At 66.4% G+C, this 14,399-nt stretch carries 13 protein-coding genes; 7 read left to right on the top strand and 6 right to left on the bottom strand.

All coding sequences use genetic code 11. The annotated features are described in order from the left end of the window. Positions 1 to 869, bottom strand: an 869-nt coding sequence (mpl, locus tag ACK59X_RS01945; protein WP_409954763.1) for a UDP-N-acetylmuramate:L-alanyl-gamma-D-glutamyl-meso-diaminopimelate ligase, incomplete at its 3' end; no start/stop codon positions are given. A 181-nt stretch (positions 870 to 1,050) separates the two neighbouring features. Here mpl and ACK59X_RS01940 point away from each other — a divergent pair. The 7 genes from ACK59X_RS01940 (at position 1,051) to ACK59X_RS01910 (ending at position 7,935) form a co-directional block, all read left to right on the top strand. Next, positions 1,051 to 1,656 carry a hypothetical protein gene (locus tag ACK59X_RS01940; RefSeq protein WP_409954762.1) on the top strand — a complete coding sequence of 202 codons (606 nt, stop codon included), beginning with the start codon at positions 1,051 to 1,053 and terminating at the stop codon, positions 1,654 to 1,656. After that, positions 1,653 to 2,234, top strand: a complete 582-nt coding sequence (locus tag ACK59X_RS01935; RefSeq protein ID WP_409954761.1) for a TlpA family protein disulfide reductase — start codon at positions 1,653 to 1,655, stop codon at positions 2,232 to 2,234. Before ACK59X_RS01940 ends, ACK59X_RS01935 begins: the two co-directional genes overlap by 4 nt. 147 nt (positions 2,235 to 2,381) lie before the next feature. Further along, entirely contained in the window at positions 2,382 to 2,837 is a 456-nt protein-coding gene (gene accB / locus ACK59X_RS01930; RefSeq protein ID WP_409954760.1) for an acetyl-CoA carboxylase biotin carboxyl carrier protein, read from the top strand. Positions 2,838 to 2,844: 7 nt separating this feature from the next. Further along, the gene (gene accC / locus ACK59X_RS01925; protein ID WP_409954759.1) at positions 2,845 to 4,194 is read left to right on the top strand and encodes an acetyl-CoA carboxylase biotin carboxylase subunit; all 1,350 of its coding nucleotides are present in this window, start codon (positions 2,845 to 2,847) and stop codon (positions 4,192 to 4,194) included. A gap of 82 nt (positions 4,195 to 4,276) precedes the next feature. Next, entirely contained in the window at positions 4,277 to 5,176 is a 900-nt protein-coding gene (gene prmA / locus ACK59X_RS01920; protein ID WP_409954758.1) for a 50S ribosomal protein L11 methyltransferase, read from the top strand. A gap of 46 nt (positions 5,177 to 5,222) precedes the next feature. Next, positions 5,223 to 6,986, top strand: a complete 1,764-nt coding sequence (locus ACK59X_RS01915; protein ID WP_409954757.1) for a zinc-ribbon and DUF3426 domain-containing protein — start codon at positions 5,223 to 5,225, stop codon at positions 6,984 to 6,986. A 52-nt stretch (positions 6,987 to 7,038) separates the two neighbouring features. Further along, on the top strand, positions 7,039 to 7,935 hold the full coding sequence (locus ACK59X_RS01910; RefSeq protein WP_409954756.1) for a carbohydrate kinase family protein: 897 nt from the start codon (positions 7,039 to 7,041) through the stop codon (positions 7,933 to 7,935). A 141-nt stretch (positions 7,936 to 8,076) separates the two neighbouring features. Here the strand turns inward: ACK59X_RS01910 and ACK59X_RS01905 are convergent, their stop codons facing one another. From ACK59X_RS01905 to ACK59X_RS01885, 5 genes are all read right to left on the bottom strand, one after another. Beyond that, on the bottom strand, positions 8,077 to 8,592 hold the full coding sequence (locus ACK59X_RS01905; protein WP_409954755.1) for a histone: 516 nt from the start codon (positions 8,590 to 8,592) through the stop codon (positions 8,077 to 8,079). Positions 8,593 to 8,774: 182 nt separating this feature from the next. Next, entirely contained in the window at positions 8,775 to 9,974 is a 1,200-nt protein-coding gene (locus tag ACK59X_RS01900) for a ribonucleotide-diphosphate reductase subunit beta (RefSeq protein ID WP_409954754.1), read from the bottom strand. Positions 9,975 to 10,109: 135 nt separating this feature from the next. Then, complete coding sequence (locus ACK59X_RS01895) at positions 10,110 to 13,040, bottom strand: ribonucleoside-diphosphate reductase subunit alpha (RefSeq protein WP_409954753.1); 2,931 nt, start codon at positions 13,038 to 13,040, stop codon at positions 10,110 to 10,112. Positions 13,041 to 13,475: 435 nt separating this feature from the next. Next, positions 13,476 to 14,111: a 1,6-anhydro-N-acetylmuramyl-L-alanine amidase AmpD gene (ampD, locus tag ACK59X_RS01890; RefSeq protein WP_409954752.1), complete on the bottom strand. Its 636-nt coding sequence runs from the start codon at positions 14,109 to 14,111 to the stop codon at positions 13,476 to 13,478. Continuing rightward, positions 14,095 to 14,399, bottom strand: a 305-nt coding sequence (locus tag ACK59X_RS01885; RefSeq protein ID WP_409954751.1) for a helix-turn-helix domain-containing protein, incomplete at its 5' end; no start/stop codon positions are given. The genes ampD and ACK59X_RS01885, both read right to left, overlap by 17 nt.

Below are 14,399 nucleotides of genomic sequence, written 5' to 3'. Positions count from 1 at the left end.
ATTTTCATGCTCCCGCGCAGCACATCAAAAGCGTCGGGCTCGCCTCGTGCGCGCACCTCGCCAGGCGACTCTTTGCGGGCCCCCAAACGAACCACGGGCGTCCAGCAGCCGTTGGCCAGCACGGCTTGCAGGTTCTCGTCGCGACCATTGACCACCAGACGACCGTTGGCGGGAACGGTGCGCACCAGGTGGTGAAACTGCCGCTCGATGGCGGCCAGGTCGTCAAAGATGTCGGCGTGGTCGAACTCCAGGTTGTTCAGCACCGCCGTGCGCGGGCGGTAGTGCACGAACTTGCTGCGCTTGTCGAAGAAGGCGGTGTCGTACTCATCGGCTTCGATCACGAACAACGGGCTGGCGCCCAGGGGGCCATCGCCCGCATGCGGGCGTGCGGCCGCGCCCAGGCGCGCCGAGAGGCCGAAGTTCAGCGGCACGCCGCCGATCAGGAAACCGGGTTGCTGGCCTGCGCTTTCCAGGATCCAGGCGAGCATCGAGGTGGTCGTGGTCTTGCCGTGCGTGCCGGCCACGGCCAGCACATGGCGGCCCTGCAGCACCTGCTCGGCCAGCCACTGGGGGCCGCTGGTGTAGGGGGCCCCTGCATCCAGGATGGCTTCCATCAGCGGGTATTTGGGGCTCCCGTCGGCCAGCCGGACGCGGCTGACCACGTTGCCGACCACGAACACATCGGGTTGGAGGTCCAGCTGGTCGGTGCCGTAACCCTCGATCAGCTCGATGCCCAGGGCGCGCAACTGGTCGCTCATGGGCGGGTAGACACCGGCGTCGCAGCCGGTGACCCGGTGGCCCGCCTCGCGGGCCAGGGCTGCCAGGCCGCCCATGAAGGTGCCGCAGATGCCCAGGATGTGTATATGCATGGGCGAGGATTCTACGTTTCAATCCCCAAGGCCCCGCCGCAGCGGCCCTGAGCCTGAAGTGCTATGCAATCGATAGCTATAAGGCGTCATGGCACGGTAGGCTGCAGGGTTGTGGGGGCATGCGCAGCACCCCGAAGGCGCGTTCGCGCCACAATGGAGCCTCCACTGCCTGGTTTGTGCCATGAACACACCTCTGAGTGCCGAAATCGCCAATACCACCGCCCGCATCGTCGTCGAGGAAGGGATGGAGTGGGGCCCCGCCAAGCGTCGTGCGCTGCGCGAAATGGGCCTGCCCGCCCGCACGGCCCTGCCTGGCAACGACCAGGTCGAGGACGCGGTGCGCGAGTACATCGCTTTGTTCTGTGCCGATACCCAGCCGCGCGAGCTGCGCGCCCTGCGCCAGCTGGCCCTGGTCTGGATGGAGCGCATGGCGGCCTTTCGCCCCCATCTGGCCGGTGCCGTGTGGCATGGCACGGCCACGCGCCTGTCGGACATTTACCTGCAGTTGTTCTGCGATGATTCCAAATCCGCAGAAATTGCCCTCATCGACCACCATGTGGACTACGAGCCGCGCACGGTTCCCGGTTTCCACGGCGAATCGGTCGAAGCCCTGAGCCTGGGCAGCAAATCGCCTGAACTGAACGAGATCATCGGAGTCCACCTGCTGATCCATGACCTCGATGACCTGCGTGGCGCGCTGCGGCCCGATGCCAAGGGGCGCTCGCCCCGTGGGGACATCACGGCCGTACGCCATCTGCTCCAAGATTCCGAAACCCCTGCTCCATGACCCACCCCATTCCCGACACTTCGCCTGCCACGCCAATGGACGCCAGCCCTGCCAATCCCGCCCGCCGCCGCTGGCTGTATGCGGGCGTGGCCGGTGCGGCCGCCGTGGGCGGGGCGGGGGTGGCATGGTGGAAGTTCCAGCCCCACGCCGTGGAGGACGGGGCTGAAAAAGCCCTGTGGGCGATGGAGTTCGAAACGCCCGATGGAGCCGCCTTGCCGCTGCAGCGCTTTGCCGGCAAGCCGTTGCTCATCAACTTCTGGGCGACCTGGTGCGCGCCCTGCGTGGAAGAGCTGCCCATGCTCAATGCCTTTTACCGCGAACATGCGCCCAAAGGCTGGCAGGTGGTGGCGCTGGCCATCGATCAGCCGTCATCGGTGCGCAAGTTCCTCGCCAGGCTGCCCCTGGAATTTCCGGTGGGCCTGGCCGGGATGCAGGGCACAGATCTTGGGCGTTCGTTCGGAAACCTCACGGGCGGCCTGCCTTTTACGGTGGTGCTGGGCGGGGCAGGGCGGGTGCTGCACCGTAAAATGGGCCAGGTCACGGCGCAGGATCTGCAGCAGTGGGCGGCCCTGCGCTAGACGGGGCAAGGATTGGTGCCTCGGTATCCTGCGTTTGTGCGGATGGCTCCTAGATCGGCGTTCATCAAAAATGTGGTCCGAAGACCGAAATAGGGCGAAATTGGAGTAAATTCGCGCCCTGTTCAGTTTTTAGCCGTTGGAGCTTTCATGGATCTGCGAAAACTCAAGACCCTCATCGACCTCGTGTCCGAGTCGAATGTATCCGAACTCGAAATCACGGAGGCCGAGGGCAAGGTCCGCATCGTCAAGAGCGGCGGCGCCGTGGTCCAGCAGTATGTGCCAGCGCCCATGCAGCAGCAGGCCCCCGCTCCCGCCCAGGCGGCCGCACCGGTCGCCGAGCTGCCCGCGCCGGCCCCCGTGGCCCCCGCAGGCCACACGGTCAAGTCGCCCATGGTCGGCACCTTCTACCGCTCGTCCAGCCCCGGCGCCAAGCCTTTTGTCGAGATCGGCAGCCAGGTCAAGGAAGGCGAGACCATCTGCATCATCGAAGCCATGAAGATCCTCAACGAGATCGAGGCCGACAAGTCCGGCACGGTGACCCGCATCCTGGGCGAAAACGGCCAGGCTGTGGAATACGGGCAACCGCTGTTCGTGATCGAATAAGGCGCGCATGTTCAAGAAGATTCTCGTTGCCAATCGCGGGGAGATCGCCCTGCGGATCCAGCGCGCCTGCCATGAGCTGGGCGTGAAGGCCGTGATGGTGTATTCCGAGGCCGACCGCGACGCCAAGTACGTCAAGCTGGCCGAAGAGGCGGTGTGCATCGGCCCCGCGCCCTCGCCGCTGTCCTACCTCAACATGCCGGCCATCATCTCGGCCGCTGAGGTCACCGATGCCGAGGCCATCCACCCCGGCTACGGCTTCCTGTCCGAGAACGCCGACTTCGCCGAGCGCGTGGAAAAGAGCGGCTTCCAGTTCATCGGTCCCACGCCTGAGTCGATCCGCATCATGGGCGACAAGGTGTCGGCCAAGCAGGCCATGATCCGTGCGGGCGTGCCTTGCGTGCCTGGCTCCGAGGGCGAGTTGCCTGATGACCCGGTGCAGATCCGCCGCATCGCCAAGGCCGTTGGCTACCCCGTGATCATCAAGGCCGCTGGCGGCGGCGGTGGCCGCGGCATGCGCGTGGTGCACACCGAGGCGGCCCTGGTCAATGCCGTGCAGATGACCAAGGCCGAAGCCGGCGCGGCCTTCGGCAATCCTGCGGTGTACATGGAGAAGTTTCTCCAGAACCCGCGCCACATCGAGATCCAGATCCTGGCCGACAAGCACCGCAACGCGGTCTACCTGGGCGAGCGCGACTGCTCCATGCAGCGCCGCCACCAGAAGGTGATCGAAGAGGCGCCGGCCCCCGGCATCCCGCGCAAGCTGATCGAGAAGATCGGCGAGCGCTGCGTCGCCGCCTGCAAGAAGATCGGCTACCGCGGTGCGGGCACCTTCGAGTTCCTGTACGAAAACGGTGAGTTCTATTTCATCGAGATGAACACCCGCGTGCAGGTGGAGCATCCGGTGACCGAGTGGATCACCGGCGTGGACATCGTGCGCACGCAGATCATGGTCGCGGCTGGCGAGAAGCTGCCCTTCACCCAGCGCCAGATCGAGATCCGCGGCCACGCCATCGAATGCCGCGTGAATGCCGAAGACCCGTACAAGTTCACCCCCTCGCCCGGGCGCATCACCACCTGGCACGCGCCGGGCGGCCCCGGCGTGCGCGTGGACTCGCATGCCTACACGAACTACTTTGTGCCGCCGAACTACGACTCGATGATCGGCAAGATCATCGTGCACGCCGATACGCGCGAGCAGGCGCTGGCGCGCATGCGCACCGCGCTGTCGGAGACCGTGATCGAAGGCATCAACACCAACGTGCCGCTGCACCGTGAACTCATGGTGGACGCCAAGTTCATGGCCGGCGGCACCAACATCCACTACCTGGAAGAATGGCTCTCGCACCACAAGCGCTGAGCTCTTGCCTAGCAGGTTGATCTACATGCTGGCCCCTGGCGACGGGGGCCGGCATTTCATTTTTTCTGAGAGGCGTACGCCCATGTTCGAGCTGATTCTGATGTGCCCCGAAGACCGGATCGAGCCGCTCAGCGACGCGCTGGACGCGCTGGACGCGCTGAGCGTCTCGGTCGAGGACGCCGACGCCCAGACCGATGCCGAGCAGGCGCTTTTCGGCGAGCCCGGCATGCCGCCGCCCAAGGATGGCTGGCAGCGCAGCCGTGTCGTGGCCTTGTTCCCCACGCGCGAGGCTGCGGCCGAGGCGCAGCAATTGCTGTCGGTGCAGGATTTCTTCGAGGGCTGCCAGGTGCTGGGCCTGGCCGAGGTGGCCGAGCAGGACTGGGTGCGGCTCACGCAGTCGCAGTTCGCGCCGGTGGACATCACGCCCGACTTCTGGATCGTGCCCACCTGGCACGAGCTGCCGGCCCAGGCCGTGCGCAGCATCCGCCTGGACCCGGGCCTGGCCTTTGGTACCGGCACCCACCCGACCACGCGCATGTGCCTGCGCTGGATCGCCCGCCAGGGTGCAGGCGGTGAAGGCGCCGCCGCCTTCGGCCGCGTGCTGGACTACGGCTGTGGTTCGGGCATCCTGGCCATCGGTGCCGCCAAGTTCGGCGCCGCCGACATCGATGCGGTGGACATCGACACGGCGGCCGTGGAGTCTACGGCCCTGAACGCCCAGGCCAATGGCGTGCAACTGCGCGCCGGCCTGCCCGACAAGGCCCAGGGCCAGTACCAGACCGTGCTGGCCAACATCCTGGCCACGCCGCTGCGCGTGCTGGCCCCCCTGCTGTGCAACCACGTGGCGCCCGGCGGCCACCTTGTGCTGGCCGGCATCCTGGAGCGCCAGGCCGACGAGCTCAAGGAGGCCTATGCCCCCTGGGTGAAGCTCGAAGTGGCGGACACCGAGGACGGCTGGATCCTCATGACGGCTGCACGCTGAAGCCGCACACCGGGCGGCACGCGCCGCCCCCTACAATCGACCGCAGATGAGCCAGATCACACGCTGCCCGGCCTGCGCGACCCAGTTCAAGGTGGTCGCCGACCAGTTGCGCATTTCCGAGGGCTGGGTGCGCTGCGGCCAGTGCAAGGAGGTGTTCGATGCGGCGGCGTACCTGGTGGCCGCGCCGCCCCCGCCGATGCTGCCCGACGTGTCCCTCACCGACACGCGTCCGCCGCCCGTGGTCGTGTCCCGGCCCGCCGAAGAGCGGGGCGCCTGGGGTGTGTTCGACGAGTCTGCGTCGCGGCCTGCGGGCCGTGCCGTGACCCAGCCGCCTGTGCCTGTGCCAGCCCCTGTGCCGGCCGTGTCTTCACCCGCGGCGCCTGCGGCTCCGGCAGCGGGCCCTGGCGCCAGGGCTGGCGATTCGTTCGAGATTCCCGCCCCCACGGTTCCTGCGTTCCTGTCGGCCACGCGTGCGCCCTCTGCGGCGCCCATTGCCGACGAGTTGAGCCTGGAGCCCTTGCAGACCTTTGGCTGGCGCGCCCCACCCCTGGCACCGTTGGCGCCCCTGGCCCCTCTTGCACCGCTGGCCCCCGTGGCGCCTGTTGCGCCGCTGACGCCACCTGCGGCAGCCGTGTCGCCGGCTGCTGCCGCTGTCACCGCCTTCGTGCCCCCGCCGCCGCGCGAGGAGAGCCGTGTGCTGCCGGGCCTGGCGGCCTCGCTGCTGGCCGACTTGGCCCCGGTGGCGAGTCCGGCATTGCCCAAGGGCGTGGTGGACCCGGTGTCCGAGGGCATCGCGCTGCCTGGAGGCTACGAATTGCCGGTGGCGGATTTTTCCGATTCCCTGCCCGCAGCCGATCGCGATGGCTACGGCGATGATGGCCCGGACACGGAGATCATGTCTCTGCGCGAGGGCACTGGCGATGAGGATGCGTATCCGCCCCTGGACCTGCCGGCCACTGCGCCTGCGGCGCGGCGCGAGTCCCCGGTGCCGGATGAGGATGACGACGACCACGATGATGGTGTGCCGCTGTTCGGCCATGTTGCCGCAGCGCCTGCGCCCGAGCCCAGGCCGCCGCGCACGCCGGTGGACCCGAACGCATCCGTGAGCGGGTTTTCCGATTCCGTGACGCCTTTTCCCCCTGACGCAGACTTCGAGCTGATGCCCGATCCGGTGTTTCCGGCCTCGGCACCGGCGCTCGCCCGGCCCGATGGCGCCAGTGGCGTGCGCGGGTCTGCAGCGGCGGCCCTGGATGCCGATGAAGACGACGAACTGCCGGCCGGCCATGCCGATGCCGAGGAGGTGAGCTTCGTGCGGGCAGCACGGCGCAAGGCCTTCTGGCGCCGGCCGCTGGTGCGCACCGTGCTGTTGCTGGTGCTGGTGCTTCTGCTCGGGGTGCTGGCCTTGCAGGTCGCCGTGCAGGAGCGCAACCGCATCGCCGCAATGGACAGCCGCGCGCGCCCCTGGCTGCAGCAACTGTGCTCCTACATGGGTTGCACGCTGGCGCCCCAGCGCCAGATTGCCGACCTGGTGATCGACAGCTCGTCCTTCAACAAGGCCCGTGGCGATGGCTATGTGCTGGCCCTCACCGTCAAGAGCCGTGCCGAGATACCGCTGGCCATGCCGGCGGTGGAGCTGACGCTCACCGATGCCCAGGACCAGCCCGTGCTGCGGCGCGTATTGCTGCCCGCTGATCTTGCGGCGCCTGCCGAACTGGCGGCGCGCGGCGAGTGGAGCACCTCGGTCTCGGTGGTGGTGACCTCGGGAGCCTCGCGGGTGTCGGGCTACCGGGTGATGACCTTCTATCCCTGATCCCGCCGGATCGGGGTCTTTTCTTTCTCAACCCTTTATCTTCTTCCTACCTATGGCTGCCCTTATCTGCGGTTCCCTGGCATTCGACACCATCATGACCTTCGAGGGCCGCTTTGCCGAGCAGATCCTGCCCGAGCAGCTGCACATCCTCAACGTGTCCTTTCTCGTGCCCTCGCTGCGCCGCGACTTTGGCGGCTGCGCCGGCAACATCGCCTACAGCCTCAAGCTGCTGGGTGGCGATCCCGTGCCCATGGCCATGGTGGGCAGCGATGGTGCGGACTACCTGCAGCGCATGGACGACCTGGGCATCAGCCGCCGCTTCGTGGGCCAGGTGCAGGACGTGCACACCGCGCAGGCCATGATCATGACCGACCGCGACAACAACCAGATCACAGCCTTCCACCCCGGCGCCATGATGCAGGCCCATGCCAACCGCATCGAATCCGGCGAAGGCATCCGCCTGGCGATCATCGCGCCCGATGGCCGCGATGCCATGCTCGAGCATGCGGCACAACTGGTCGCGGCCGGCGTGCCCTTCGTCTTCGATCCGGGCCAGGGCCTGCCCATGTTCAATGGCGAGGAACTGTCGCGCTTCATTGAACAGGCCACCTGGGTCACCGTGAACGACTACGAGGGCAAGATGCTCAGTGAGCGCACGGGATGGAGCCTGGCCGAGATCTCGCAGCGCGTGGACGGCCTGGTGGTGACGCTGGGCGGCGAGGGCTGCGAGGTGTGGGTGAAGGGCGAGAAGACGCTGGTGCCGGCCGTGGTGCCGGCTGCCGTGGTCGACCCCACCGGTTGCGGCGATGCCTGGCGCGGTGCGTTGCTGTTCGGCCTGGAGCGTGGCTGGTCGCTGGTTCAGTGCGCCGAGCTGGGCAACCGTGTGGGCGCGCTCAAGATCGCGCAGCGCGGCCCGCAGAGCTATACGCTCGACTTCGATCCGGCCTGACCCAGGGCCTTGCACCCAGGCACATTGCGACCCGGTGGGTGCGGCCATGGGACGAGGGCAGTGCGGCGCCGCACCCGTCCTCCGGGCATAAAAAAACCCGGTGCCGAAGCACCGGGTTGAGCGTGAAGCACGTAAGAGGTCTTACGGCTTGGTGCCCGTAGGGAAAGGCCATGCTGCCTGAGGGTTCAGCGTGGTCTGCGCTGCGGGCGCGGCGGCTGCTGCTGCAGCTGGCGCAGGGGCAGGGGCCTTGGCCGCTTTCTTGGCAGGGGCTGCCTTCTTGGCGGGCGCAGGCGCGGCCTTTTTCGCTGCTACGGCCTTCTTGGCAGGAGCGGCAGCCTTCTTGCTGGGCGCAGCTGCCTTCTTGGCAGGAGCGGCAGCCTTCTTGGCTGGTGCTGTTGCCTTCGTGGCGGGAGCGGCCTTCTTGGCTGGTGCTGCTGCCTTTTTGGCGGGAGCGGCCTTCTTGGCTGGTGCTGCTGCCTTTTTGGCGGGAGCGGCCTTCTTGGCTGGTGCTGCTGCCTTCTTGGCGGGAGCGGCCTTCTTGGCTGGTGCTGCTGCCTTCTTGGCAGGAGCGGCCTTCTTGGCTGCTGCTGGCTTTGCAGCTACAGCCTTCTTCGCGGGAGCTGCCTTCTTTGCAGCGGGTTTTTTCGCAGTTGCCATCATGTTCTCCTTGAGTCAATTTGCAAAGAGCACTTCGTGTCTACAGTGGACATGAAGCGATCCATGGAGATGGGTCTTGGCCCATCTCCATGAACACGGGAACGCCCTGCACGGCAACGCGCTTGGGCGTTGTCCGTGCAGGGCGTGGTGTGGGGATCCATGGCGTGCGTGCACCTGCGAGGTCAGTCCCAGGACAATGCGCCACCCGACTGGTACTCGATGACGCGCGTCTCGAAGAAGTTGCGTTCCTTCTTCAGGTCGATCATCTCGCTCATCCAGGGGAATGGATTTTCTTCGTTGGGGAACAGCGTCTCCAGGCCGATCTGGGTGGCGCGGCGGTTGGCGATGTAGCGCAGGTAACCCTTGAACATCGATGCGTTCATGCCCAGCACGCCACGCGGCATGGTGTCTTCGGCATAGCGGTACTCGAGCTCCACGGCCTTCATGAACAGGGCCTTGATCTCGGCCTTGAACTCCGCCGTCCACAGGTGCGGGTTCTCCAGCTTGAGCTGGTTGATCAGGTCGATGCCGAAGTTGCAGTGCATGGACTCGTCGCGCAGGATGTACTGGTACTGCTCGGCGGCGCCGGTCATCTTGTTCTGGCGGCCCAGCGCCAGGATCTGCGTGAAGCCGACGTAGAAGAACAGGCCTTCCATCAGGCAGGCGAAGACGATCAGCGACTTGAGCAGCGTCTGGTCGGTCTCGAAGGTGCCGGTGTGGAAGTTGGGGTCCATGATCGCCTCGATGAAGGGGATCAGGAACTCGTCCTTGTCGCGGATCGAGGGCACTTCCAGATAGGCGCTGAAGATCTCGCCTTCATCGAGGCCGAGCGACTCCACGATGTACTGGTAGGCGTGCGTGTGGATCGCTTCCTCGAAGGCCTGGCGCAGCAGGAACTGGCGGCATTCGGGCGCGGTGATGTGGCGGTAGGTGCCCAGCACGATGTTGTTGGCGGCCAGCGAGTCGGCGGTCACGAAGAAGCCGAGGTTGCGCTTGATGATGCGGCGCTCGTCATCGGTCAGGCCGTTGGGGTCTTTCCACAACGCGATGTCGCGCGTCATGTTCACTTCCTGCGGCATCCAGTGGTTGGCGCAGGTGGCGAGGTACTTCTCCCAAGCCCACTTGTACTTGAACGGCACCAACTGGTTGACGTCGGTCTGGCCGTTGATGATGCGCTTGTCGGCAGCGTTCACGCGGCGGTGCGTGGGGGCTGCGGCAGGTGTTGTCTGTGCGTTCGCGGATGCGGTCATCGACGCGTGCACGGCCTGCAGGGAAGGGGTCTGGAAAGACACGGGCGACTGTTCCGCCGGGTGGCTTTTGCTCAGTCCACCGTCCAGTTGATTTTGCGATGAGGGCTTGACTTCTTCGTCCCAGGACAACATAGATTTTCCAGTGTTCGGATTATGAAAGCAGTGCTGCAAAAAGGAAAGCACCGCAGCGTTGCGCAGCAACGTTTTGTTGCTTCACAGCACCGAAGCGGCGTGCATGGGTCCTCATGCACGCCGCTTCACGAGGCCTTACTGGCAGGCCTCGCAGGTTGGATCATCGATGGCGCAGAACTTTATGTCGGTGGCAGGCAGTGCCGCGGCCTGCGCGGCAGCGGCTGCAGCAGCCACTTCCATAGGGCTGGGCTTGGCGGGTGCAGCCTGCGCTGCGCCGGCATCGCTGCCCGACGACACGGAGTTGAGCTGGCGTGTGTTCACCGTGCTCATCTCCACGTGCGTGGCGCTCTGCGTGCGCAGGTAATAGGTGGTCTTCAGGCCACGCACCCAGGCCAGCTTGTAGGTGTCGTCGAGCTTCTTGCCCGAGGCGCCGGCCATGTAGATGTTCAGGCTCTGGGCCTGGTCGATCCACTTCTGGCGGCGCGATGCGGCCTCCACCAGCCATTCTGGTGCGACTTCGAAGGCCGTGGAGTACAGGGCCTTGATGTCCTGGGGCACGCGGTCGATGGGGTGCAGCGAGCCCTTGAAGTGCTTGAGGTCCATGATCATCACGTCATCCCACAGGCCCAGGCGCTTGAGGTCGCGCACCAGGCCGCCGTTGATCACGGTGAACTCGCCCGACAGGTTGGACTTGACCGACAGGTTGCCGAACGAAGGCTCGATCGATGCGTCCACGCCGATGATGTTGGAGATGGTCGCGGTGGGGGCGATGGCCACGCAGTTGGAGTTGCGCATGCCATCCTGCGCGATCTTCTTGCGCAGGGCATCCCAGTCGAGGGTCGCCGAGCGATCCACTTCCACATAGCCGCCGCGGGCCTTGGCCAGCATGTCCAGCGTATCCAGGGGCAGGATGCCCTGGTCCCACAGCGAGCCCTTGTAGCTCGTGTACTGGCCGCGTTCGCGGGCCAGCTCGGTCGAGGCCCAGTAGGCGTAATAGCAGATGGCTTCCATCGACTTGTCGGCGAACTCCACGGCCGCCTGCGAGGCGTAGGGGATGCGCAGCGCGTACAGGCTGTCCTGGAAGGCCATCAGGCCCAGGCCCACGGGGCGGTGGCGCAGGTTGGAATCGCGCGCCTTGTTGACGGCGTAGTAGTTGATGTCGATCACGTTGTCCAGCATGCGCATGGCCACCGTGATGGTCTTCTTGAGCTTCTCGTGGTCGAGCTGGCCGTCCTTCAAGTGCTGCAGCAGGTTCACGGAACCCAGGTTGCAGACCGCGGTTTCGGTGTCGCTGGTGTTCAGCGTGATCTCGGTGCACAGGTTGGACGAGTGCACCACGCCGGCGTGCTGCTGGGGCGAGCGCACGTTGCAGGCATCCTTGAAGGTGATCCAGGGATGGCCGGTCTCGAACAGCATGGTCAGCATCTTGCGCCACATGTCGGTGGCCTGCACCGTCTTGGCGGGCTTGATCTCGCCGCGCGCAGCCTTTTCTTCGTAGGCCACGTAGGCCTTCTCGAACTCGGCGCCGAACAGGTCGTGCAGGTCGGGCACGTTGGAAGGCGAGAACAGGGTCCAGGTGCCCTTTTCCATCACGCGGCGCATGAACAGGTCGGGGATCCAGTTGGCCGTGTTCATGTCGTGCGTGCGGCGGCGGTCGTCGCCGGTGTTCTTGCGCAGCTCCAGGAACTCCTCGATGTCCAGGTGCCAGGTCTCCAGGTAGGTGCAGACGGCGCCCTTGCGCTTGCCGCCCTGGTTCACGGCCACGGCCGTGTCGTTGACCACCTTGAGGAAGGGCACCACGCCCTGCGATTCGCCGTTCGTGCCCTTGATGTGCGAGCCCAGGGCGCGCACGCGCGTCCAGTCGTTGCCCAGGCCGCCGGCAAACTTGGACAGCAGGGCGTTTTCCTTGATCGACTCGTAGATGCCGTCCAGGTCGTCGGGCACGGTGGTCAGGTAGCACGAGGACAGCTGCGAGCGCAGCGTGCCGCTGTTGAACAGCGTGGGCGTGCTGGACATGAAGTCGAAGCTGGAGAGCACTTCGTAGAACTCGATGGCACGGGCTTCGCGGTCGGTTTCATTGAGCGACAGGCCCATGGCCACGCGCATGAAGAAGCACTGGGGCAGCTCGATGCGGGTCTTGCGCACGTGCAGGAAGTAGCGGTCGTACAGGGTTTGCAGGCCCAGGTAGTCGAACTGCAGGTCGCGGTCGGCCTTGAGGGCGGCGCCCAGGCGGACCAGGTCGAACTTGAGCAGGCGCTCGTCGAGCAGCTCGTTGTCCACGCCCATCTGGATGAACTGCGGGAAGTAGTCCACATAGCTCTGGCCCATTTCGGCCTGGGTGACCTCGCGGCCAAGCACTTCGCGCACGATGGTGTGCAGCAGCAGGCGCGCGGTGGCGTAGGTGTAGTCGGGGTCCTTCTCGATCAGCGTGCGGGCCGCCAGGATCGAGGCCTTGTAGACCTCGTCCATGGGCACTCCGTCGTACAGGTTGCGCATGGTCTCGGCCACGATGGGCTGGGCCGACACGTCGGCACCCAGGTTCACGCAGGCCGACTCGATCAGGCCCTGCAGGCGGGCCAGGTCCAGCACCACACGCTTGTCGCCGTCCAGCACATGCAGTGCGGGGGCGGCCTGGGCTTCCTGTTCGACGTGGCGGGCGCGCTCCTGGGTGCGGCTTTCGCGGTACAGCACGTAGGCGCGTGCCACCTCATGGTGGCCGCCGCGCATCAGCACCAGTTCCACCTGGTCCTGCACGTCTTCGATGTGGAAGGTGCCGCCGCCAGGCCGCGAGCGCGCCAGGGCGCGGGCGACGTTCTGGGTCAGCGTGTCCACCACTTCGCGCACGCTGGCCGACGCGGCGCCCTGGGTGCCGTGCACTGCCAGAAACGCCTTCATCATCGCCACGGCAATCTTCTGCGGCTCGAACGGGACCACCGCGCCATTGCGGCGGATGATCTGGTAGTGGGCGAACGTATTGTTCGCGCCCTCCTGTGCAGAAGCCGCCTCGGGCGCATCCGTGGATGCGGGGCGGGTGGTGGACGAAGGCGTGTTCAAAGCAGCGTGCATGGATGTCCTCTTTTTGGGTGCTGTCTGGGATGTGCGGGCGGTGTTCGGTGCCGCCGGGGAGAGAAGCGATGCGCCAGCTTCTCGTCTGGCGCACACTATATATGGTGTGTCGATTGGCTTCAAGACACTACCGGTAGTGTACCGCCAGCGAGGGCGTCGAAATCCGAAACAGCATGTGTCCCGGGGCATGGCACAGGCATGCGGACCCGCCGCGAGCACACGGCACACCACAGCGATGGGGGTGAAAACCGCGCAGCGGCGCGTGATGCAGCCGGGTTTTGCGCGCCAGACCGCATGCGCTCTGGCGAGGCCCGCATGTGCATCGGCACAAAAAAATATTTGCCTTGACAGGCCGTCGCTGCGCTGCGCGCAACACGGTGGTGGCTCCATGGAGCTGCTTGCGGCAGCGCTGGGCCTGTCTAACTATCCATCCGACTATCGATGGCCCTGTCGGTTCTCGTGCAATGCCGCCCGGGTCGCTTCTGGAAAGCGCTCGGCGGGCCAGCCCAGGGCCTGCTGCATGCCAGGCCAGTCGAAGCCGGCACCCGGGTCGTGCTTGCGCCCCGGCGCAATGTGCTCGTGTCCGGCCAGATGGGCCACCGGATAGCGCTGCGCGATGTCACGGCACAGCCAGGCCAGGGTGGCGTACTGGGCAGGCTCGAAGCGTTCGCCCTCCAGGCCTTCGAGCTCGATGCCGATGGAGTCGTCGTTGCACTGCATGCGGCCCCGGTAGGCCGAAGGCCCTGCATGCCAGGCGCGCTGGTCGCAGTCCACGAACTGCCAGAGCGCCCCGGTGCGGTCAATGAAGAAGTGCGCGGACACCTGAAGGCCGCGGATGCCCTGGTAGTAGGGGTGCGCATCCCAGTCGAGCGTGTTGGTGAACAGCTGGCGCACGCCCGGGCCCCCGTACTCGCCCGGGGGCAGGCTGATGGAATGCACCACGATCAGGTCGATCTGCGCCGCTGGCGGACGGGGGCCGAAGTTGGGCGAGAGGTGGCGCACGGCCGAGCGGTGCCAGCCTTGCTCCCAGGGGGAGCCGCCGGCGCCGGCCTGGTCAGCCGGCTTCGTCATGGGCATCCTGGTCATTGGGCACCGCGATGTTCAGGCGCGCGATGCGGGAGCGGATCTGGCGCAGGCTGATGCCCAGGCGCGCCGCCGTGGCCGTGCGGTTGAAGCCCGCCTCGCGCAGCGCGCGCACCAGGATGTCGCGCTCCTGCTGGTCCAGCCAGGCCTGCAGGTCGCTGGGCAGGGGCGTGCTGGCGCCGGGCATCGCCGGGTTGGAGGCAGGGAGGGCCGGTGCCTCGTCGGCCTCGCGGGCCTGCGCAGCGGCCAGGGGTGCGAGGGCCGCGGTGTCCGGCG

The sequence above is a fragment of the Acidovorax sp. genome (genome assembly GCF_046339755.1).
Lineage (GTDB): Bacteria > Pseudomonadota > Gammaproteobacteria > Burkholderiales > Burkholderiaceae_C > Acidovorax.
This window is presented reverse-complemented; position numbering and strand designations above follow the sequence as displayed.